This window comes from Collinsella sp. AM16-21 (assembly GCF_003471905.1).
GTDB lineage: Bacteria > Actinomycetota > Coriobacteriia > Coriobacteriales > Coriobacteriaceae > Collinsella.
Genome location: NZ_QRKJ01000008.1, coordinates 62,150 through 83,178 on the forward strand (window position 1 = coordinate 62,150; position 21,029 = coordinate 83,178).

Below are 21,029 nucleotides of genomic sequence, written 5' to 3' on the forward strand. Positions count from 1 at the left end.
GGCATGTATATGAAAACGGCTCTGATTCCCAGAAGGAAACAAAGCCGTTAAAACAATTCATATGGAGCGGGCGACGGGAATCGAACCCGCGTCATCAGCTTGGAAGGCTGGGGTTCTACCATTGAACTACGCCCGCAAGATATGGTCGGGACGACAGGATTTGAACCTGCGACATCCTGCTCCCAAAGCAGGCGCGCTACCAAACTGCGCCACGTCCCGAAGGTGTTGAGCAGCTAAGGTCTAAACCTTGCGTGTCCCAAAGCGAAGGAAATTATAGGGGAGACTCCCCGCCTGTGCAAGCATTGATGCCTTAGCTCCTCGAATGTGCAACAAAACGACTATGGAGCAGGCCAATCACAAACGCCACCACGGCAACCGGCGCCCACGCGGCACCGATATCCGTCAGCGGCAGCACATCAAACGGCAGCCACGCGCCCGCAAAGAACGCATCGCGGACCGAGGTGATCACGCTCTGGACCGCGACAACGCCGCCGACCCAGACCCACACCTGCGGATGCGCATCGCAAAAACCGTGCACCAGGCCCATCAGTACCAGCACGATGGCGACGGGGTACAGGGCGTTGAGCATAGGCACCGAGAACATGAGGATCATGTCGAGACCCACGTTGGAAAGCACGCACGAGAACGCCGCGAACACAAAGGCGAGAACCGCAAAGGGACGGCGCATGGCCTCCTCGGAGGCATCCGCTCCCCCTTTAACCACATACGTCTCGCAGAAGTAACGCGAGCAGCAGCTGATAAGGCCGATGCACACGTTCATGCAGGCGAGGAAAAAGATCGCAAAGACCACGACCGTGCCGGCAAGACCAAAGTGCATGGAGGCCGAGCGGGCGAGGATGGCGGCGCCGTTGGTAGCGTCGGGCATCACGGTGCCGAGCTGCATACCGGCAAGGCCCAAGCCGCAGTAGATGATGGCCATGAGCACGCCGGCGATCACACCGGAACGCGAAATCTCAAAGGCCACGCGCTTGTCGTCGGTAACACCCAACTCGTGGATGGTCTCGGCGATGATGATGCCGAAGGCGAGCGACGCAAGCAGGTCCATGGTCTGATAACCAGTCAGAAAGCCCTGCACGGCGGCGCCTGCATCGTAGGGAGCCTGAGGCGCGGCAGCCGGTCCCAGCGGCGAGATCACGGCAGCACCCACGACCAGCACGATGAGCGCAATGAGCGCGGGACCCGTAATGCGGCCGAGCACGCGCGTGATGACGCCGGGACGCAGCGTGAGCGCAAATGCGACCACGAAGAATCCAACGGCAAACACCAGGCGAGCCGTGGCGAGCGAGACGCCCTCGGGCAGCAGCGGCACCAGCATCTCGAAGGCTGTGGAGCTCGTGCGCGGAATGGCCAGGCACGGGCCGATAGCCAGATACACCGCCGCGACAAAGAACTCGCCGAACTTGGGATGCACGCGGCCGGCAAGCTCGCGCGCCGTTCCGGCAAGTGCCACGGCGATAAAGCCCATGACGGGCAGGCCGATGGCGGCAATGAGAAAGCCGAGCATGGCGACCGGCGTGGCAGAACCCGCCTGCAGCGCCAGCAGCGGCGGAATAATAAGGTTGCCGGCGCCAAAGAGCATCGAGAACAGGGCGATACCGACGGTAACGACATGGTCGGAGCGCAGGCCGCGCGGCGCGGATGAGGCCATGGGACCACCTTTCGGGTCGAAACAAAAACGGGACGGGCAAAAGGCCCATCCCGCAAGTATATACGCTTTAGCAAGCTAAATCGCGCAAAGCTTCAATCGCGGCGTCAACTTCCTCGTCCGTGTTGAAATACCCAAACGAGAAGCGAACGACACCCTGGCGCTCGGTCCCCAACGCGCGGTGCATGAGCGGAGCGCAGTGGGCGCCGGGGCGCGTCGCAATCCCCCACCCTTGCATGAGCGCGTCCGAGATCTCGGCAGAATCGATATCGCCCACGTTGAGCGAGACGATCGCCGAGCGTGTGGGCTGGTCAAACGCACCGTAGAGCTTAATCCCTGGAATCTCGCGTACACCGGCAAGGAAGCGATCAGCGAGCGCACGCTCGTGGGCAGCAATCGACTCGACCCCACCCTGTGCCTCGATAAAATCAAGGCCTGCGGAAAGGCCGGCGATACCGTGACCGTTGAGCGTGCCCGCCTCAAGGCGCGTGGGCCACTCCCGCGGCTGCAGCGCATCGAAGCTGTGCACGCCCGTGCCGCCCATGGCCCAGGGAGCCACGTCGATGCCCTCCGCCACGGCCAGGCCGCCGGTTCCCTGCGGACCCATGAGTCCCTTGTGGCCGGTAAAGCACACCACGTCGAGCCCCATGGCTTGCATGTCGATATGCGCCGTGCCGGCAGATTGCGAGGCATCGACGATCACAAGCGCGCCGGCAGCATGGGCCATGGCCGCCACGCGCGCGATGTCAACGGCGTTGCCAGTCACATTGGAGGCATGCGTCACCACCACGGCACGCGTGCCCGACGTGACCAACCGCTCGAGCTCGTCGTAGTCGAGCACGCCGTTCGCGTCGCAGCCCGCATGCTCAACGGTCACACCCTGCTCTGCCGCCAAGCGATTGAGCGGACGTAGCACGGAGTTGTGCTCAAGCACCGTCGTGACCACGCGGTCGCCGGGGCACACCACCCCGTTGATGGCGGTGTTGAGCGCCGCGGTGGAGTTGGGCGTAAAACAAACATGGTCAGCACGCGGGCAGCCCAGCAAGCGCGCAAGCTTGGCGCGACAGCCGTGGATGGCACGCGCCGCGTCGAGGGCACCCGACGTGGCGCCGCGCCCGGCATTGCCGAGCGAGCACATCGCCTGCGTCACGGCATCGATGACCGCCTGCGGCTTGTGCATGGTCGTCGCCGCGTTATCCAGGTAGATCATCGCACGACCTCCCACATATCAATCACGGTATAGCCCTCGGTGGGAACGCCCGCCGCGGCAAGCTCGCTGCGCAGCAGCTCCTCATCGGCAGGCAACGCCTTCCACGCCAGACCGCAGCCGGCAGCGACCTCCCCGGGCACGGGAATCGTTCGCCCGGGAAGGCCGCGCTCAATGCACAGGGACTCGCAGCCCATGGCGGCCGCCGTGGTGGGAAACGTGATGACAAGCGCCGGGCGCTTCTCCCTCATGGCAACTCCAACCAATACGCTACGGGCGCACGACGCGCACGGCCTGCTCCATCTTCTCCACGATCACGTACATGTTGGTTACCTCGCCCACCGCAAGCTGGTCTTTAATGCCATAGTGGTCGAGGCAGGTACCGCAGGTGAGAATCTCGACACCCTGCTCGGCCAGGCCCTTCAGGTCGTCGAGCACCGGAGAGCCCTCTACGGTGAGCTTGGCACCGCCGTTATAGAACAGCATGGTCGCGGGCAGCTCCTCCTGCTGCGTCACGGCAAAGATGAAGGCCTTCATGAGCTTGTGGCCCAGCTCGTCGTCGCCGCGGCCCATGCAGTCGGTGTAGACGGAAATGACGAGCTTGCCCTTGCCGGCGCTGGCATCACAGAAGGCAGCGCCATCCTGCTCGGGATCGGCCACGGCAACGGCGCCAAAGGTCGCCACGGTCACGTGCCACTCGGCGTCGGAAACCTTCTCGACCGAGGCCGTGCAGCCCTTCTCCTGCGCCATCTTGGAGATGTTTTTGACGGCGGTCTCGTTATCGACCGAGGTCACCACGGCACCCTCGCCGTCAAGCTGTTTGAGTGCCTTAAGCGTCTTGACGACGGGCAGCGGGCAGGCATCGCCCATGGCATTGACTTCAATTTTGGTAGACATAGCTTTTTCCTTTCGAATTAATTGTTCTAGAACGGTGCATAGTTCAATAAACGTGTCGTTAACGGGCAACGCGGACGGCAGGGCCGCCTGGCACCGCCTCGCACACGCGACCGATAACGGCGGCGATGCGATCCTCGGCATGCAGACGACGCGCAAGCTCATCCACATCGGCAGCAGGCGCCGCGATAAGCAGGCCACCAGACGTCTGCGGATCGTACAGCGCATCCAGCATGCCCGGCTCCAGGTCCTCGTCGGCAGCCACGCGCGGGCCAAAGAAATCCTGGTTGCGGTAGGAACCCGCGGGGATAATGCCCAGACGCGCCATATCGAGCACCTGGTCAAAGAGCGGCACCGCCCCCGACGCGAGCTCAATCTGCACGCCCGAGCCCTCGGCCATCTCGCACGCATGCCCGATCAGCCCAAAGCCCGTGACGTCGGTACAGCCGTGAAGCTCAAGTCCCTCAGCCAGACGAATCGGCGCCTCGTTGAGGGTCCGCATCGAGTCAAACATGGCTGCGGCCTCGTCCTGCTCGATGAGCTCGCCCTTAATGGCCGTGGTGATGATGCCCGAGCCAACCGCCTTGGTCAGCAGCAGAACATCGCCCACGCGCGCGCCGCTGTTGGCGAGCATGCGGTCGAGCGCGACAAAGCCGCTCACAGACAAGCCGTACTTGGGCTCGTCGTCGTTGATGGTGTGGCCTCCCGCGATGGCGCAACCGGCCTCGACGCACTTGTCGGCGCCACCCGCCAAAATCTGCCCCGCAACCTCAACGCCCAGGCAACTAGGTATGCACAGCAGGTTCATGGCATGGCTCGGCCGCCCACCCATGGCGTAGATGTCCGAAAGCGAGTTGGCCGCGGCGATCTGGCCAAACAGAAACGGGTCGGCGGCCATCGGCGGGAAGAAGTCGATGGACTGTACGAGGCCCAAGTTGTCGCCAACGCGAAAGACGCTCGCATCGTCGGAGGTATCGAACCCCACGAGCAGGTTGTCGTTATGCACATTGGGTAAGTCGCCCAGGACCTGGGCGAGGGCTCCAGGAGCCAACTTAGCGGCTCAACCGCTCGCGGCAGTCATAGACGTGAGCTTAATCTGATCGTCAGCCATCGATACCTCCTCTCATCGGTCAATCATTTTCTCCCAGTATACGCATGAATGCGAGCCTGGGGCGGATGCATTAATTGAGCGCCTGCGCGCGAATCGCCGCGCCGATGGCACCGGCAAAGCGAGCCTGGGGCGATGTGGTCACCGGCGACCCCAGTAGCTCGCCCAACCGCTCCACAACGTAGGCGTTCTCGCACAGGCCACCGGTCAGGTAGTACGGGGCGCCCGCGGCCTGCCCAGCCATGGTCGCCACGCGCGAGACCACGCTGTCGATCACGCCACGTGCGATGTTCTCGCGCGGCTCACCGCGACCGATCAGGCTGATAACCTCGCTTTCGGCAAATACCGTGCACATACTGCTGATCTTGGTAGGCTCGCCGGAACGCGCCAGGTCGGCCATCTGCTGCTGGGAAATGCCTAGGCGGTCGGCCATGATCTCCAAAAAGCGCCCCGTGCCGGCAGCGCACTTGTCGTTCATGGCGAACTTGGCCACGCGGCCACTTTTAAGCTGAATGACCTTGGTGTCCTGGCCGCCCACATCGATCACGGTGCCATGGTCGCCAAACAGACGCACGGCACCGGTGCCGTGACAGGTGATCTCGGTCACAACCTTGTGTGCATAGGGCACGGCAACACGGCCGTAGCCAGTCGCGACCACGCGAACATCGTCGCCCGTCACGTCATAGCCGGCTGCGGCGAGTTCACCGCGTAGGCGCTCGGCCGCATCGACCGAGGAGAACCCGGTTGGCTGCACGCACGTCCACGCCACCGAACCCTCCCTGTCGACCACAGCAGCCTTAGCCGCCGTAGACCCGATATCGATCCCGATCCCTATCATGGCTCTCTCCCAATCTAAACATCAAAGGTAGCGGCGCGTTCAGGCGCCTTGGCTCTAGGTTTCTCAGGTGCCGGAGGTTGCCCTGAAAGAGGAGCGCAGCATACTTTGGTACGCAAGCGACGGTTTGAGGGGCAAGATCCGGTGCCTGAGGAAGCTAGAGGGTTTCGATGAAGGCGGCGATGCGGGTCTCGATCTGGCCCATGTCACCGTTGCTGTAGTCGGTCTCGATCTTCATATACGGAATACCCGCACCCTCGACAGCCTCCTGCATGCGCGCACTCTCCACGTTAAAGGTGTGGCAGGCCTGTAGCACGCTCTCTACCACGCCATCGACATGATACTTCTCGCACATGGCCAGCGTGTTTTCCATACGACCGTCGTTGGGCGTCATGACCGAGCAGTTGATGTCCAAGTAGCGGTCGGCGATGGCGCGCAGGATATCGGGAGCCTCCGGGTCGATCATCATGGCCGCCGTGCGCTCGCCCGAGCAGTCGTCCATGCACACGACCACACCGCCGTTGGACTCGATAGTACGGCCTATCTTGTTGATCACGCCGCCCACCGGGCAGCCGGTGATCAGAACGCGCTTGGCATCCGCCGCAACCGGGCGCTCGCCCGCGTCGTAGGCCTCGCGCAGCTTGGCAACCTTTTGCTCCAGCTGCTGCGTATAGGCCTCGATATCAAAGCTGAACGTACCGGCAAACATAGTGCTCATCAGGTCGACGCCGCTCATGGCCGCCGGCTGGTTAGCCTGCAGCGCAAACATCTCGAGCTGGGCGGCACGCAGGCGGTTGCGACGACGGACGGCAGCGCGCAGGTCATCGTTGGTAATCGTGATGCCGTAGAAGTTCTCGAGCTCCTCCTTGAGCAGGCGGCACTCCTCGTACCAGCTTTCACGCTCGTAGGCGCGATCGCGACCCTGCGGCAGGTGCAGAATGTGCGTGCGCTTGAGCTCCCCCAGCAGTTCGTACATCTTCTTCTTGCCGTCGCAGGTGGTCTCGCCGATGATCATGTCGCTAAAGTACGTAAACGGGCACTTTTGCGAATAGGCAAAACCATACGTCGACTTGATGAGCGGGCAGAGGTTTGCCGGCAGCACCTTCTCGGCCTCGGGAATCACCTCGTCGGACGTACCGCACAGAGCCACGCTCGAGGCGCCCGCGGCATCGATAATCTCGAGCGGCGTATAGCTGCACAAAAAGCCGACCAGGCGATTACCCGCCTGCTTGTAATCCTTAACGCGAATAAACGCCGCCTTGCGCTGCTCGTTGAACTCCTCAAACGTGCTGGGCAACGGCTGCTCAATATTTTCCGACATATAACTCCTAAACCTTTTAACCAACCAAGGAAGCGGCTTTCCCAGGTGCCCGAGGTTGCCGTGAAAGAGACGCGCCGCGTACTTTCGCACGCAAGCGACGGTTTGAACGGCAAGATCGGATGCCTGGGAAAGCCGCCGGGACGGATAGCCCTAAATGGTTTCCAGGAAGGCCTCGATCCTGGTTTGCAGTTGGCCTGCATCCTCACCGGCGTAGTCGGTCGTGATGTGCATAAACGGAATGCCGGCTTCCTCGGCGGCCTTCTCCACGGCAAACGACTCCATCTCGTAGAGCGTGCAGAACTGAAGAGCCACGTCGACAATGCCGTCGGCATGCAGGTCCTTGGCCATCTGGACAATGTCCTTCATACGCTGGTCGTTGGGCGTAAAGACGGCGCAGTTGATCTTAAAGTAGCGCTCGGCGATGGCATCGAGCATCTCGTCCACCGTCTCACCGGACTCGTCGACCAGGTCCTTGTAGTAGCGCGAGCCCGTGCAGGACTCCTCGCCTACCACAACGCCGCCGGCTTTCTCGATGAGGTTGAACAGCTTCCAGTTGGGCACGGCCATGGGCGTGCCGGTGTACAGGATGCGCTTGGTCCCCTTGGGCGCCACGCCCTCGCCGGCCTCGACACGCTGCTCGCACTCAGCCGCCATATCGTTAATGGCTCCGGTCAGACGTGGCGTGTCGTCCATAAAGGCGGCCTGAACGGTCAGCAGGCTGTCAAGACCGCTGATGGGCGCAGGGTCGGCAGCGCGCGTGGCAGCGAGGCGCTGCAGGGCGCGACGCTTCTCATTGACGGCGTGGATGGCGGCCTTCAGACGCTCGGGCGTAATCGTGACGCCGCACTCTTCCTCGATCTTGGCGGCGAGCTTCTTGACCTCGGCCTTCCAGGTCACGAGCGTCGACTCGTCGTGTACGTTGGGAATATCCATGACGTACATGTTCTTTTGCGTGGCAAAGAACTCGTAGGCTTTCTTCTTGCCATCGCAGGTGTTCTCGCCTACCACCAAGTCACTCGACTCAATGTAGGGGCAGACCTCGCCCAGCTTAAAGCCGGCAAAGCTCTTGATAAGCGGGCAGGTGTTGCGCGGCAGATGCTCCTCGACCTTATCGGTTGCCCAATCGGCACCCGAGCACAGGCCCACGGGAATACCGTCGCAGGCAAGCACAATCTCCTCGGGCACGTACACGCAGAACGAACCGACGATCTTGGTGGCCTCGCCGGCCTCCTTCTTGTCGAGCATCTCCTTAATACGGCCGCTGTGGATGTTGGTGGCCACAAAGTCCAGGTAGGACGTGGACTTGGGGCGATTGTTCTGCGTCAAGAACATATCGCCGTACATCTGGCCCACGGCGCCCAGCAGCATGTCGTGGTCGGCAAGATTCATGCCGAGGCTCTCCCACATCGGATGGAAATCAAATTCTTCAGCCATGACGGTTCCCCTCTCGAACCAAAAACGGATAACAGCGATATCGATGCACGACGGGCGGCGATTGCCCTGCCGTGCTCAAGCCCGGAATTTTGGGGAACCTGCTTTGCGGTTGACTATTTAGTTGTGCGTCGTCTCTCCCGGAGCCGTGAACATACCTGCTCATATGCGGCTCCGAGCGATATATAGGGCACGCGCGGCAACGCGGCAAATGTATGTCGTCTGCGGCATGTGCGCACCCTCCTTTACAAGTTAAGGTCAACTATATCAACGGTCATCGACCATGCGAACACCGTTGACATTCGTACGACAGCGTCGTGTGCCGCCTTTAATAAATTATTATCCTGATTGATAAGAATTTGTCATCTCTCATTCGACGAACGGCAAAAACAAAGCCGCCGAGGCTTATATCCCCGACGGCATTACCCGGCGCTATCGACAAACCAAATGAATCCTGCTCGCATCAAAATGCATGCGCAAGGTCTCCCCCGCCTGCGGCAACTCCTCTACAGGCACGCTCACCTTGTTGACCTTCCACTGCAGACGCGTGGGTGCATCAACACGTGGCACGTCCAACAGCACCAGCCGCTCAAAGCGCGAATCACTCACACGGGCCACGTGCAAATCGTAGCTGTTGCGGCCCCGCTCGGCACGATTGTCAACATGGAAGTAACTTGCGCGAATCCCCAGGTACGCCACGTCATCGGGAACCTCGCGTCCCACGTTAAAGGTCATGCCCCAGTCGAGGGCCTCAACTTCTTCGTCGCCGATCTTGCGCGCCCGGCTTGTGTTCTTGCAGCCCGTCAGGCGCAGCGCCGCCAGTGTCTGCGGGCGGCGAACCACATCCTCGACAGAACCGATCTCTTCAACGTGCCCGTTGTGCATCACGCAGATGCGCTGGCACAGGCGGCACGCTTCGTCGATGTCGTGGCTCACGTAGAGCACGGTGCGGTTGCACACGTCGAACAGGTCGAGCATGTTCTGCTCGAGCGCGCTCTTGAGGTAAGCATCGAGCGCGCTCATGGGCTCGTCAAACATAAAGATGCCTGGGTGCGCCGCCACCATGCGCGCGAGCGCCACGCGCTGCTGCTGGCCGCCCGAGAGGCGCGCGGGATAGCGGTCGGCGAAATCGGCTAGGCCAAAGATGCCCAGGTAACGCTCGGCAAGTTTTTTACGCGCCGCGGCGTCGCCTGCACCCTCAACGCCGGCGCACACGTTATCGGCCACCGTCATATTGGGGAACAGCTGATAGTTTTGAAACATCAGGGCGCATTTTCGCTCCTGGGGCGACAGATTGATGCCCGCCACCGAGTCAAAAAAGGTCACGCCGTTGACGACGATCTTGCCCTCGTCGGGCGTCTCCACGCCGGCAATACAGCGCAAGGTGCAGCTCTTGCCGCATCCGGAGGCGCCGAGCAGCGCCACACGCTCCTCGCCGGCATCGAGCTGAATGTCGAGGGTAAAGCCGGGATAGCGCTTTTTGATATCCAAAACGAGCGACATAGCTTATCGACCTCCCTGCGGTGCCGCGTCATCGCGCATAAGCTCGGCCAGCGCCTCGCGATCGATGCGCAAGGCATCGCCGCCCACCGGGTCAAGCGAATCGCCCTGTCCGGCGAGCTCTTTGGCCTGCTTGCGCTCCGCACGGGAGAGACCGCGCTCGCGATACTTTTGAGAATGCGCCGTGTACATGTTGATGAACAAAATGACCAGGAAACTAAACACGATCACGACGACGACCCAAAAGAGGGCCACCGACGTGTTGCCGCCCATCCACTCAAAGTAGATGGCGATGGGGATGGTCTGGGTAATGCCGGCGTAGTTGCCCGCAAAGAACAGGGTGCAGCCAAACTCGCCCATCGCGCGGGCAAAGGCAAGCACCGCGCCGGCGGCGATGGAGGGCCAGCCGAGCGGCATCATGAGCTTGGCAAAGATGCGACGCTCGGACCATCCCAGGGTTCGCGCGGCATCGAGCATCTGCGTGTCAAGGCTCTCAAAGGCACCGAGCGCCGTACGGTAGACCAGGGGAAACGACACCACCACGGCAGATATCACCGCCGCGGGCCAGGTAAAGACAATCGAGACGCCATGCGCGATGAGCCACTGGCCCACCCCGGTCGAGCGGCCAAACAGCATGAGGAGCAGAAAGCCGCAGACCGTGGGCGGCAGCACCATAGGAATCGTAAAGACCGAATCGAGCAGGCCCTTGATGCGACTCGAGGTACCCATAGTCTTCCACGCGGCAAACAGGCCCAGTGCAAAGGAGATCACCAGGGCAAGGCCGCTCGTTTTGATGGACACCCAAAACGGGCGATAGTCGATGTCGCCCAAAAAGGAAGCCAGAGAGGTCAAGGGCCCCCGCTCATCCCGCAACACGACAGACGATGCTTCTACCATTTGAGCGCTATCAAGCCAACGCGCGCCGCCCTTGGCATCACCCGAGGCCGATGCAATCACCACATAGCGGTCCCCATCCGCACCACGCACATCAAAGCCATAGGTATACCCGCCGGCATCAAACGTTGTTTCCGCCGTAACATACCAAGGAAGATCAACGTCCCCCAGCTGCGCACCTCCCATGGAGTTTGCGCTGTCGAGCTCACAGACGAGGGCCTTGAGACCCGATATGCACTCGTTGTCCTGCGGATCCAATCCATACTTCTCGGCCGCCTTGGGCGATATCCACACCACAACGCGATCGGCAGCAGGCGCCACTACAAGGTCCACGTCCTCGTCAACGGGAAACCGGTAGCCCTCAGGCTGGCCCTCCATGGCACGAGCAGTCCCCTTGGCCAACCGCTCAAAACCCTCAATCCCATAGGAAAGCCCATGAGCGGTCGCAGCAACTTGGGCCCCGTCCTCAGCGACCCCAGCAAACGCAAATCCCGGCACCCAGCAAAGCGCGAAGGTCAAAGCACAGGCGACAAGCATGCTGAATCTATTAAGCACGAAAAGCTCCAAGCGAATACAAGGACGAAGTGAAACACAAAACGATGGAATTATCGCGCCAAGCCGCACTACTCGGAAAGCTCAAAGCCGTACTTAGCCCAAATCTTCTGAGCCTTCTTGTTGGACAGGCAAAAGTCGATAAACGCCTTGGCCTCGTCGGCGTGCTCGGAGCTATCGGCGACAGCACCGGGATACACGATGGGCTTGTGCGAGTCCTCGGGGCACACGAAGGCCTCCTCGATGCCGTCATAGCGGAAGATATCGGAGCTGTAGACAAAACCAGCCACGCAGTCGCCTGTGGACACATAGGCGGCGGCAGTACCAACTTTGTCGGCCAGTGCGACTTTGTCGGCAATCTCGGGAGCATACTCGCCGTCGTCGCCCTCGGTGCCGGTGTAGAGACCCACAGAAGCTAAGGCCTGGTTGGCGTACTTGCCGGCGGGGACGGTCTTGGCGTCGCCGATGGCGATCTTGCCGTCCAGATTCGCGACGTCGGCGATGGCCTCGATCTTGGTGTCGGAGCCCTCAGCGCGAATGATCACGAGGTCGTTGACGAACATGTCCTCACGCGTATCGGCGTCGACGAGCTCGGCGGTCTCGGCGTCATCCATGGTGCCCTTGGAGGCTGTGATGAGCACGTCGACGGCGGCACCGGCGCGCATCTGCTCGACAAGGTCGCCAGACGCCTTAAACTGCGTGTCGGCGAAGGTGGTGCCGGTCTGGTCGGTGTAGAGCTCCTGGACCTCGGGCAGTGCCTTCTCGAGCGAGTTGGCGGCAAAGACCTGCAGCTCGACGGTTTCCTTCTTGGAAGAGGCCTTGGCAGAGCCGGCATCGGATCCGGCCGGCTCGGACGTCTTGCTGCCCGAGCAGCCGGCAAGACCAAGGCTGGCAGCGGCGACAGCAGAAAGCGAGACGAATCCGCGGCGAGAAACCATATCGAACATATTCAACCCTTTCGGACCTTGTGCCCGGGTACCCCACCGCGGGCTATAATCTGCAATCAGATTATACTTTCGCGCGAATAATGATAGTGAGAAATTATTCTCGTCAGAGAATATAGTTTCGAGTTAGCGTGCACCTCGGCGTCGCTTCGGTGGAAAACAAAGGCGGAGCAGCCGTTCAGGTCGCCCCGTCGCAGGTAAACCGCTTAGTTGGTATGTCCGCCGCCCGCTGTCATCTGAGCCGCATGCTCCAGCTGGTCTGCTATGGCCTCCCAGCTTTCGCTGGCGGCCTTCGTAGAACCGGGAAAGTTTACGACAAGTGTATGACCTCGCTGCATGCAAATAGCGCGCGAGAGCATGGCGCGGCGCGTCTTGGTCATCGAGTACGCACGAATTGCCTCTGCAATACCCGGTACGTCGCGGTCGCAGACGGCACGCGTCGCCTCGGGCGTCACATCGCGCATCGAAAGACCCGTGCCGCCGCAGGTGAGCACGACATTGGCGTGGCACTCATCGGAGGCTTCCACAATGGCATCACCAATCTCGCTGACGTCATCGCGCACGACCACATGTGAGGCGACCGTCCAGCCCTGTGCCTCGATAAGTTCCTCGAGTGCGGCTCCAGCCTCGTCCTGGGCAAGATCACGCGTATCCGAGCACGTCACAATCGATATCTTCAGCTCCACAGCATTCCTCCTACAACACGGCGCCCTCGGGCAGGTCGACGCGAACAACGTCCACGACATCTCCTGCCTTGAGCTCACACGGCCCTTCGTCAATACGCAGCAGACAGTTGGCCCGCTGCATCGTGCCGAGCAGCGCCGAATTCTGCGTCTTGGCCTCGGTCACCAACAGCTCACCGGTCTCGGGGTCGCGCAAAACCGTGGCGCGATCGAAGAAGCGTCGGTCCTGGCGCTTCTTCACGCCGTGCGTCAATATCGCCTGCTGCACGGGACGCGTACCCTCGGCAAAGCCGCGCATCTTGCGGATCGCGGGGCGGGCGAGCATCTCAAAGCCCACATACGCCGCCGCGGGATTGCCCGAAAGCCCCAAATACGGCTTGCCCCCAAGCAGGCCAAACGTGATGGCTTTGCCAGGACGCATCGAGATGCGGTCGAAGAGCACCTCGCCCTCGCGCTTGACCAGCGCCGTCACGTAGTCGTAATCGCCCGCAGAGGCGCCGCCGCTCGTAATGACAAAATCGCACTCCTGCACGGCGCGATGCACCAGCTCGGCAATCGCCTGCTCATCATCGGGCGCAATGCCATAGAACACCGGCTCGGCGCCGGCATCGAGCGCTTCGGCCATCAACGCCGAGGAGTTGGAATCGCGAATCTGCCCGCGTGCCGGCAGCTCGCTCGGCGCGACCAGCTCCGTGCCCAGCGAGATAATGCCCACGCGCGGAGCGGCATGGACCTTCACGCTCGCGTAACCGGCGCTTGCCAGCAGGCCAGCGCCGGCCGGGGCCACAACCTCGCCGGCACGCATCACGACGTCGCCGGCATGGGCCTCCTCGGCGGCAGAGCGAACGTTCTCCCCCACTTTAGCAGGCGCCGAAAAGCTCACGTGCGAGCCCTCGTTGCCGTCGCCGTCAAGCACCTCGACGATCTCGTATTTCACCACAGCATCCGCACCCTCGGGCACCGGCGCGCCTGTCATGATGCGGACCGTCTCGCCCGGGGCGATTACGCCATCGAACACATGGCCCGCGGCTTCGTGCCCCACGACGGAAAGCGTCACGGGCGCATTGGTGGACGCTTTGGCGAGGACGACGGCATGCACGGCATATCCATCCATGGCGCTGTTGGCAAACGGAGAGATGTCGATATCGGCCGTGGCGTCCTCGGCCAGGGGAAGACCGGCCGCCTGCCACACGGGAATCTCGACAACTTCGGTGCGATTCACGTGCGACAAGACGATCGCCTGTGCGTCCTCCAACGGAATGAGTTTCTCAGCCATATACACCTCTAGCATGCTGCGGCGCACAACAAAAGCGCCGATTCTTTATGTTTATCTCAGTATAATCCCTCGGCGCGCGACCGCGACTTGGCCTGTACCCGCAAATACATCTGTCGGCCGCAAGCCGCGAAACAAAACCAAAACCAACCCACCGGCTCGTCGCGTTTACCGCGTTTTATAATGCTCGTGTTGCAACCCAAAAGAGGAACGTATGACTTTTACCGACAAACCCGAAAGCGCAAACGAAGCGCAGGATCATTCTCAGTCGCTCGACGACGGCGGCTTTTTCTCCCTTAATGACGTAATCATGGCAGGCAGGCAACAGCTCACCCGCTCCGAGCATCTCTTGGCTGCCGACACGCGCCGCAACGCCCGCAACCTACTCGCGAGCGCCAAGTTGCTCGTACTCGTCGTTATCGTCTCGCTTGCCATGGGCGTTGCCGCTTGGGCGTTTTTGGCCTCGCTGAATATCGCGACCGACTATCGCGAGCACCATGCATGGATTTACGCACTGTTTCCCGTTGTGGGCGTTGCCACCGCATGGGTGTACAAAAACCACGGTCTTGCCGCCAAACGCGGAAACAACCTGGTCATCGACTCCGCTCTGGGCACACGCCTCATCCATATGCGCATGGCCGTCCTCACCTTCGTCTGCTCCACGCTCACGCACCTAACGGGCGGGTCGGCCGGTCGCGAGGGAGCTGCGGTGCAGATTGGTGGCACCATCGCCAGCAACATCTCGAGCCTCGCCCACCTCAAAAAGCATGACCACCACGATCTTATGCTCGCCGGCATCTCGTCGGCCTTTGGCGCCGTATTCGGTTCGCCCCTTGCCGGAGCTTTCTTTGGCATGGAGATGTGCTTTATCGGCAAGATCGACTACACTGCGGGCATCTACTGCCTCGTCGCCTCATTTACCGGCTACTTTACATCGCTCGCCTTGGGAACCGAGTACGAGGCGAATGTCATCGCCAGCGTTCCCAACATGACACCACGGACGGTTGCCATCGTTGTTATCAGCGCAATTATCTTCGGCCTGACGGCACGCCTCTTTGCCTGGTCGGTTCGAACCGTCAAAAGCCTGTACGGTCGCTTTATCACCAATTACCTCGTCCGCGCACTCATAGGCGCACTCGTGGTTTTGGCCGCCTATGCCCTCCTCGACGCCTGGGACTACGCCGGCCTTTCCACGTGGCTTTCCGGCGCCGGGTTTGCCGGCAACACCACCCTGGCGGACGCAGCCATCAAGTTGGTCGTCACAGCGCTTACCCTGGGCGCGGGCTTCCAAGGCGGCGAGGTCACGCCCCTGTTTGGCATCGGTGCGGCACTCGGTGGCTGGATCGGTTGCCTTACCGGGCTTGACCCCAGTTTTCTGGCGGCTCTCGGCATGCTCGGTGTGTTCTGCGCCGGCCTCAACGTGCCCATCACCACCTGCATGATGGCCATCGACCTGTTCCACGGCACGGCTGCCGGGTTCTTTGTCATCGTGGCCTTTATCAGCTACCTAACCGGCGGACACCGCGGCGTGTACCCCGCCCAGCGCATCATCTCACCCAAGCGCCGTTCGCTTATTGTGGATGAGGGCGGTACGGTAGCGGATGCTATCGAGCGCCACAACGACCTGATAGAGTAGATGTAATAATCGCCGTGCAGCCACAATCGGGGGCAATTCGACCTGAGCGCGACCGCACTGTCATGTCACACGCCGGGAGTCGCCCCATGCACGCAACTGATTTTGGTCGCACGCTCATCATCGCCAACCCAGCCGCCCAGTCGGGTGCGGCGCGCGAGGTCGCTGAGCGCCTGCAGCGCTTTTTAGACATGACCGCGCGCTCATCCCAGTTTGACTTGGTGCTGACCGAGCGTATGGGACACGCCAAGAAGCTGGCCGCACAGGCTCAGGGCTATCGCACCGTTATCGCCCTTGGCGGCGACGGCGTGATTCACGAGGTCGTCAATGGACTCATGGCGCAAAAACAGGACGCCCGCCCCGCCCTTGCCGTCCTGCCCGTGGGCTCCGGCAACGATTTTGCCCAAACGCTCGGTATCGACGATTTCTCCGGCAAGGATTTTGGCGCGCTGCTCACCTGCGAGCTGCAACGTCAGGACATCGGGCGCATTCACTCATGGAACCCTGCGAGCGGCAACGGCGAGGCTGCCGTTGAGTACTACGACCAGACGCTCTCCGTCGGTATTGACGCCGCCATCGGCCTGGGCACCACCGAGCTACGCAAAAAGACTGGCCTGGCGGGCGCTCCGCTCTACACCCTCTCGGGACTTGAGCAGTTTGGCCTGCGCTATCGCAACTACCCCATGACAGTCAGCTTTGACGGTGCGCCCGCCGAGCGCGTGAGGGCGATCATCATGGCCATCCAGCTGGGGCCCACCTATGGTTCGGACTATCGTATCTGTCCCGACGCCGACCCGTGCGATGGCATCCTCGACGTTTGCTACGCCTGCGGCCCCGTCCCTCGCGCGATTGCCCTGCCTATGTTTCTTTCGGCCAAGGACGGCCACCATACCAAGTTGCCGCCGGTTCGCATGCGCCGCTGCCGCCATGCCGAGCTCACCCTCGAGGAGCCCGACTACCCCATTCAGGCCGACGGCGAGCCCATCGTCGCTTCGCGCATCGAGGTGGACATCCTTCCCGCCGTCCTCGAAGTCTGGCACCCAACCCGCTAGCTTCACCTAAGTTGCGGTGAAATAGGGACTGTTTATGCAGCCAAAGCCGCAAAACAGTCCCTATTTCACCGCAACTTATTGAGAAGATCATTCCTCCCCGCCCGGCTTGCGACGGTTGGCCTTTTTAATCGCGTTGAAGTGCTTATCGTTGAGCCTGCGCTGGCGAGAGCGCTGTGGCACTTTGGTCTTGACGCGACGGCGCGGTGGACGCCCGCGACGCTCAAGCTCAGCGCGCAGCTTACGCAGACAGCAGCTGCGATTCTGAAACTGACTACGGCTCTCGCGCGCCGTCACGACAATCCCCGTGGGCCCATGCTTCATGCGCACCGCCGAGTCCGTCGTGTTGACGCCTTGTCCGCCCGGACCCGTCGCGCGAAACACCTGCACCTCGCAATCGCGCGCCAACTCCTCGGCCGACATCTCGGCATAGCGCGCATACTCACGCCATCCCATCTTGTTCTCATCCATATCAACACCTCCCCTCATACAAAAAATGTGACAAAGGGAAAGTCCCTTTGTCACATCGAATACCAATCGCTTGTGTTGCGCGCTTAGGCGAAGGTGATCTCGCCGGTCTCGCAGTCCATATCGGCGATACGGGCCAGGCTCTCGACGCGGAAGCCGCGCTCGCGGAGCTTATCGCCACCGCCCTGGAAGCCCTTCTCCACGGCAATGCCAATACCGGACACCTCGGCACCCGCGGCCTCGCAGATCTTGATAAGACCCTCAAGAGCGCAGCCGTTGGCCAGGAAGTCGTCGATAATCAGGACCTTATCGCCCTCGGACAGGAAACGCTTGCCCACGATAACCGGGTACTCCTTCTGTTTGGTAAAGGAGTAGATGGTCGTAGCATACTGCTCGCCGTCGAGGTTAATGGACTGGGCCTTCTTGGCAAAGACCACCGGCACGCCGCCAAAATGCTGAGCTGCGATGCAGGCCATGCCAATGCCCGAAGCCTCAATCGTCAGGATCTTGTTGATCTCGACACCCTTGAACAGACGGGCCCACTCGGCGCCCATGTGGTCGAACAGCTCAACGTCGCACTGGTGGTTGAGGAAGGCATCAACCTTAAGGACGTTACCGGCCTTTACGATGCCGTCATGGCGAATACGATCCTCAAGCTCCTGCATGGCGCAACCCCTTCTCGCGGCAACGATACCGCGCGATTAATAAACGTTGTTCGATAGTCTACCACGGACCGACCCCCGCCCGCCCCACAAGCCGCATCGCACCACAAACCAGTTTTCGAGACGGCGCGAATACGTGGCAGACAGCCTCCCAACACGCTAATGGCGGGCGCGCATCTTCACCAAACGCACCATGGCAAGCGCAAAGCCCGCTGCCGCCACAGCCATGAGCACGTAGAACACCGAACGAAAACCAAACAGGAACACATCCGGACGGCCTGCAACAAAACTGGTCACGGCCTCGCCCATCGCCACACTCATCTGCCCATACAGGATATGCGACGCCGCCGTAATGCCCACTGCCATACCCGCATAGCGCGCCAGGCTGCCCAGGCTGCCCGCAAAGCCGAGCGCTTCGCGCGGAGCCGAACCCATGTACAGCGAGTTGTTGGGACTCTGGAAAATCGACGTGCCGCACGACATAAACGCGACACAGCACACGATCACTGGGATGGAAGAGTGCTCGTCAAGCGTACTTACCGCAAAGAGACCGCATACGTACACGCCCAGGCCGACCGCCGTGGGGCCCTCGCAGCCTACACGGTCCGAAACCGTACCCGAAAGCGGGCCGATAAAGGCATTCACCATCGGCAGCGCCAAAAAGAGTAGTCCGGAAATATCGGAGCTAAAGCCATGGGCATCCTGGAAATAGAACGGCAGAATAAACTCGGATGCGCCAATGCCAACGAACACGATGAGCATGCAGGCTAGGTTGATGGTGAAGGCCGAATTTGCAAAGCAGCGACGAGCGGCCTCGATCATGGACATGGGACGCTTGCCGGCCTCCGGCTTAACATGCGGCAGCGTGTAGAGCCCCACGATAAACGAGATGACGCCAATGGGCAGGTTGATGAGGAAGATGCTCTCCCAGGGAAAACTTGCCACCAGCATGCCGCCGAGCACGGGGCCACACATCATGCCGAGGGCCACGAAGGTCGCGAGGATACCCATGGCACGACCGCGCTCGCGCGCCGGAAACGACTCGGTGATGATGCCCATATTGTTGGCCATCGCGGCGGCACAGCCAATGCCCTGCACGAAACGCGCCAAGATAAGCACCTCGAGCGAAGCCGAAAGCCCGCAAAGCAACGAGCCACCCGTAAAGACGATTACACCAAGCTGGAACACATTCACCTTGCCGCGCACATCGCCCAAGCGGCCAAACGGCAGCATGGCGACACACGTCGCGAGCAGATACACCGAGCTCACGAGCTGAATGCGGTCGAGACCCACCCCCAGCTCCTTTTGCATCACTGGGAGCGCCACCGTCACGATGCTCGCATCCAGACACGCCATAAAGGTCATGACGAGCACGGTGAACAGAATCGCCCATTTATTCTTACCGTGGGTGTCGCCCTCCAGGGCAATGTGTTCGCGGCGCAGCTGCTCGGCAGTTTTCTCCATGTATATCCTTTCTATCGTGCAACGCAAAAATGGGACCCCAATCGCCTACAAACGGTCACGATCGGGGTCCCGCCTACGGAATCGGAACTATGAGGACGTCGTCAGCCGAAAAGCCGTCCCACGCCTCGCACGCACGCTAGCCTAGCACTGCTCGAGCGCCTGCTCAAGGTCGGCAATCAGATCGGCCGTGTCCTCAAGGCCGCACGACAGGCGCACCATGTCGGCGGAGATGCCGCAGGCGATGAGCTCCTCGTCGTTCATCTGGCGATGGGTGGCGTTTGCCGGGTGCAGGCAGCAGGTGCGGGCATCGGCCACGTGCGTGGCAATCTGGGCGAGCTTAAGACTCTTCATAAAGGTCTCGGCCGCCGCACGACCACCGGTAAAGCCAAAGCTCACGACGCCGCAGGTACCGTTGGGCATGTACTTCTGAGCCATGTCGTAGTACTTGTCGCCCTCCAGGCCCGGATAGCTCACGAAGCGCACTTTGGGGTGGCTCTGCAGGAACTTGGCAACGGCCAGGCCGTTCTCACAATGACGCGGCATGCGCACGTGCAGGCTCTCGAGCGAGCTGTTCAGGAAGAAGGCCGCCTGCGGGTTCTGCATGGGGCCGAGGTCGCGCATGAGCTGCGCGGTGGCCTTGGTAATGAAGGCGCCCTCGCGACCGAACTTCTCGGCATAGGTCACGCCGTGGTAGCTCTCGTCGGGCGTGGTGAGACCCGGGAACTTGTCCGCATGGGCCATCCAGTCAAACTGGCCGTGATCGACGATCACGCCGCCCAGGTAGGCCGCATGGCCATCCATGTACTTAGTAGTGGAATGCGTGACGATGTCGGCGCCCCACTCAAAGGGACGGCACATCACGGGCGTCGGGAAGGTGTTGTCGACCATCAGCGGTACGCCGTGGTCGTGCGCGGCCTTGGCAAAGCGCTCAATATCGAGCACGGCAAGGGCGGGGTTGGCGATCGTCTCGCCAAAGACGAGCTTGGTGTTGGGCTGGAAGGCTGCCTCGAGCTCCTCGTCGGTGCAGTCGGGGGCAACGAACGTGCAGGTCAAGCCCATACGACCCATGGTATGGGCAAGCAGATTGTAGGTACCGCCGTAGATGGCAGAGCTTGCGACCACGTGATCGCCGGCACCGGCCACGTTAAAAATCGCGAGGAAGTTCGCAGCCATGCCCGAGCTCGTGAGCATCGCAGCGGTACCGCCCTCCATCTCGCAGATCTTGGCGGCAACCAAATCGCACGTGGGGTTCTGCAGACGGCTGTAGAAATAGCCCGACTCCTCTAGGTCAAACAGCTTGCCCATGTGCTCCGAAGTGTCGTACTTCCACGTGGTGGACTGGTAGATGGGCACCTGGCGCGGCTCCGCATCTCCCGGGTGATAGCCGCCCTGAACACATGTGGTACCGATGGTCTGCTCGCTCATATCTTGCTCCCTTGCCTGGG

At 61.3% G+C, this 21,029-nt stretch carries 18 protein-coding genes, 2 tRNA genes and 1 pseudogene; 2 read left to right on the top strand and 19 right to left on the bottom strand.

All coding sequences use genetic code 11. The features are described from left to right. Positions 1-62: 62 nt before the first annotated feature. The 15 genes from DW180_RS05810 to glp all read right to left on the bottom strand — a co-directional run bounded on the left by DW180_RS05810 (position 63) and on the right by glp (position 14,311). Positions 63-136, bottom strand: a tRNA-Gly gene (locus tag DW180_RS05810). 6 nt (positions 137-142) lie between these two features. Then, a tRNA-Pro gene (locus tag DW180_RS05815) sits at positions 143-219 on the bottom strand. Positions 220-310: 91 nt separating this feature from the next. After that, complete coding sequence (brnQ, locus tag DW180_RS05820) at positions 311-1,669, bottom strand: branched-chain amino acid transport system II carrier protein (protein WP_118237879.1); 1,359 nt, start codon at positions 1,667-1,669, stop codon at positions 311-313. Between the two features lie 67 nt (positions 1,670-1,736). Further along, complete coding sequence (locus tag DW180_RS05825; RefSeq protein ID WP_118237881.1) at positions 1,737-2,876, bottom strand: aminotransferase class V-fold PLP-dependent enzyme; 1,140 nt, start codon at positions 2,874-2,876, stop codon at positions 1,737-1,739. After that, positions 2,873-3,124: a DUF3343 domain-containing protein gene (locus DW180_RS05830; protein WP_117765837.1), complete on the bottom strand. Its 252-nt coding sequence runs from the start codon at positions 3,122-3,124 to the stop codon at positions 2,873-2,875. Before DW180_RS05830 ends, DW180_RS05825 begins: the two co-directional genes overlap by 4 nt. Before the next feature lie 19 nt (positions 3,125-3,143). Beyond that, positions 3,144-3,770 (bottom strand): sulfurtransferase-like selenium metabolism protein YedF, encoded by a 627-nt coding sequence (yedF, locus tag DW180_RS05835; RefSeq protein ID WP_118237883.1) that lies wholly within the window; start codon positions 3,768-3,770, stop codon positions 3,144-3,146. 58 nt (positions 3,771-3,828) lie between these two features. Next, positions 3,829-4,878: a selenide, water dikinase SelD gene (gene selD / locus DW180_RS05840; RefSeq protein ID WP_369831523.1), complete on the bottom strand. Its 1,050-nt coding sequence runs from the start codon at positions 4,876-4,878 to the stop codon at positions 3,829-3,831. 70 nt (positions 4,879-4,948) lie between these two features. Further along, positions 4,949-5,713 (bottom strand): acyl-CoA dehydratase activase, encoded by a 765-nt coding sequence (locus tag DW180_RS05845; RefSeq protein ID WP_118237887.1) that lies wholly within the window; start codon positions 5,711-5,713, stop codon positions 4,949-4,951. 154 nt (positions 5,714-5,867) lie between these two features. Continuing rightward, positions 5,868-7,031, bottom strand: a complete 1,164-nt coding sequence (locus tag DW180_RS05850) for a double-cubane-cluster-containing anaerobic reductase (protein ID WP_118237889.1) — start codon at positions 7,029-7,031, stop codon at positions 5,868-5,870. Between the two features lie 150 nt (positions 7,032-7,181). Beyond that, positions 7,182-8,465 carry a double-cubane-cluster-containing anaerobic reductase gene (locus DW180_RS05855; protein ID WP_117584066.1) on the bottom strand — a complete coding sequence of 428 codons (1,284 nt, stop codon included), beginning with the start codon at positions 8,463-8,465 and terminating at the stop codon, positions 7,182-7,184. 429 nt (positions 8,466-8,894) lie between these two features. Further along, positions 8,895-9,965 (bottom strand): sulfate/molybdate ABC transporter ATP-binding protein, encoded by a 1,071-nt coding sequence (locus tag DW180_RS05860; RefSeq protein WP_118237891.1) that lies wholly within the window; start codon positions 9,963-9,965, stop codon positions 8,895-8,897. A 3-nt stretch (positions 9,966-9,968) separates the two neighbouring features. After that, positions 9,969-11,258, bottom strand: coding sequence for a molybdate ABC transporter permease subunit (gene modB / locus DW180_RS05865; protein ID WP_233545198.1), 1,290 nt, complete (start codon positions 11,256-11,258; stop codon positions 9,969-9,971). A gap of 221 nt (positions 11,259-11,479) precedes the next feature. Beyond that, entirely contained in the window at positions 11,480-12,355 is an 876-nt protein-coding gene (modA, locus tag DW180_RS05870) for a molybdate ABC transporter substrate-binding protein (RefSeq protein ID WP_118237895.1), read from the bottom strand. A 203-nt stretch (positions 12,356-12,558) separates the two neighbouring features. Then, the gene (locus tag DW180_RS05875) at positions 12,559-13,038 is read right to left on the bottom strand and encodes a molybdenum cofactor biosynthesis protein B (protein WP_118237897.1); all 480 of its coding nucleotides are present in this window, start codon (positions 13,036-13,038) and stop codon (positions 12,559-12,561) included. Between the two features lie 10 nt (positions 13,039-13,048). Beyond that, positions 13,049-14,311: a gephyrin-like molybdotransferase Glp gene (glp, locus tag DW180_RS05880; RefSeq protein WP_118237956.1), complete on the bottom strand. Its 1,263-nt coding sequence runs from the start codon at positions 14,309-14,311 to the stop codon at positions 13,049-13,051. 211 nt (positions 14,312-14,522) lie between these two features. Here glp and DW180_RS05885 point away from each other — a divergent pair, with 211 nt between their 5' ends. After that, positions 14,523-15,944 (top strand): chloride channel protein, encoded by a 1,422-nt coding sequence (locus DW180_RS05885; protein ID WP_199569899.1) that lies wholly within the window; start codon positions 14,523-14,525, stop codon positions 15,942-15,944. A gap of 86 nt (positions 15,945-16,030) precedes the next feature. After that, positions 16,031-16,993: a diacylglycerol kinase family protein gene (locus tag DW180_RS05890; protein WP_118237899.1), complete on the top strand. Its 963-nt coding sequence runs from the start codon at positions 16,031-16,033 to the stop codon at positions 16,991-16,993. An 87-nt stretch (positions 16,994-17,080) separates the two neighbouring features. Here the strand turns inward: DW180_RS05890 and DW180_RS05895 are convergent. The 4 genes and pseudogenes from DW180_RS05895 to DW180_RS05910 form a co-directional block, all read right to left on the bottom strand. After that, positions 17,081-17,389 (bottom strand): annotated as a pseudogene (locus tag DW180_RS05895) (peptide chain release factor-like protein); the annotation flags it as partial. A gap of 155 nt (positions 17,390-17,544) precedes the next feature. Beyond that, positions 17,545-18,123, bottom strand: a complete 579-nt coding sequence (locus DW180_RS05900) for a xanthine phosphoribosyltransferase (RefSeq protein ID WP_118237901.1) — start codon at positions 18,121-18,123, stop codon at positions 17,545-17,547. A 156-nt stretch (positions 18,124-18,279) separates the two neighbouring features. After that, positions 18,280-19,584, bottom strand: a complete 1,305-nt coding sequence (locus DW180_RS05905; RefSeq protein WP_118237903.1) for an MFS transporter — start codon at positions 19,582-19,584, stop codon at positions 18,280-18,282. Between the two features lie 141 nt (positions 19,585-19,725). Further along, positions 19,726-21,009, bottom strand: coding sequence for an O-acetylhomoserine aminocarboxypropyltransferase/cysteine synthase family protein (locus DW180_RS05910; RefSeq protein ID WP_118237905.1), 1,284 nt, complete (start codon positions 21,007-21,009; stop codon positions 19,726-19,728). Positions 21,010-21,029: the final 20 nt, after the last annotated feature.

Coding starts and splice junctions, on each gene's coding strand:
- DW180_RS05855 (WP_117584066.1), bottom strand. CDS start 8,465: ATGGCTGAAGAATTTGATTTCCATCCGATGTGGGAGAGCCTCGGCATG.
- modA (WP_118237895.1), bottom strand. CDS start 12,355: ATGTTCGATATGGTTTCTCGCCGCGGATTCGTCTCGCTTTCTGCTGTC.
- yedF (WP_118237883.1), bottom strand. CDS start 3,770: ATGTCTACCAAAATTGAAGTCAATGCCATGGGCGATGCCTGCCCGCTG.
- brnQ (WP_118237879.1), bottom strand. CDS start 1,669: ATGGCCTCATCCGCGCCGCGCGGCCTGCGCTCCGACCATGTCGTTACC.
- DW180_RS05860 (WP_118237891.1), bottom strand. CDS start 9,965: ATGTCGCTCGTTTTGGATATCAAAAAGCGCTATCCCGGCTTTACCCTC.
- DW180_RS05850 (WP_118237889.1), bottom strand. CDS start 7,031: ATGTCGGAAAATATTGAGCAGCCGTTGCCCAGCACGTTTGAGGAGTTC.
- DW180_RS05910 (WP_118237905.1), bottom strand. CDS start 21,009: ATGAGCGAGCAGACCATCGGTACCACATGTGTTCAGGGCGGCTATCAC.
- DW180_RS05825 (WP_118237881.1), bottom strand. CDS start 2,876: ATGATCTACCTGGATAACGCGGCGACGACCATGCACAAGCCGCAGGCG.
- DW180_RS05890 (WP_118237899.1), top strand. CDS start 16,031: ATGCACGCAACTGATTTTGGTCGCACGCTCATCATCGCCAACCCAGCC.
- DW180_RS05885 (WP_199569899.1), top strand. CDS start 14,523: ATGACTTTTACCGACAAACCCGAAAGCGCAAACGAAGCGCAGGATCAT.
- DW180_RS05900 (WP_118237901.1), bottom strand. CDS start 18,123: ATGCAGGAGCTTGAGGATCGTATTCGCCATGACGGCATCGTAAAGGCC.
- DW180_RS05905 (WP_118237903.1), bottom strand. CDS start 19,584: ATGGAGAAAACTGCCGAGCAGCTGCGCCGCGAACACATTGCCCTGGAG.
- DW180_RS05845 (WP_118237887.1), bottom strand. CDS start 5,713: ATGATAGGGATCGGGATCGATATCGGGTCTACGGCGGCTAAGGCTGCT.
- DW180_RS05830 (WP_117765837.1), bottom strand. CDS start 3,124: ATGAGGGAGAAGCGCCCGGCGCTTGTCATCACGTTTCCCACCACGGCG.
- glp (WP_118237956.1), bottom strand. CDS start 14,311: ATGGCTGAGAAACTCATTCCGTTGGAGGACGCACAGGCGATCGTCTTG.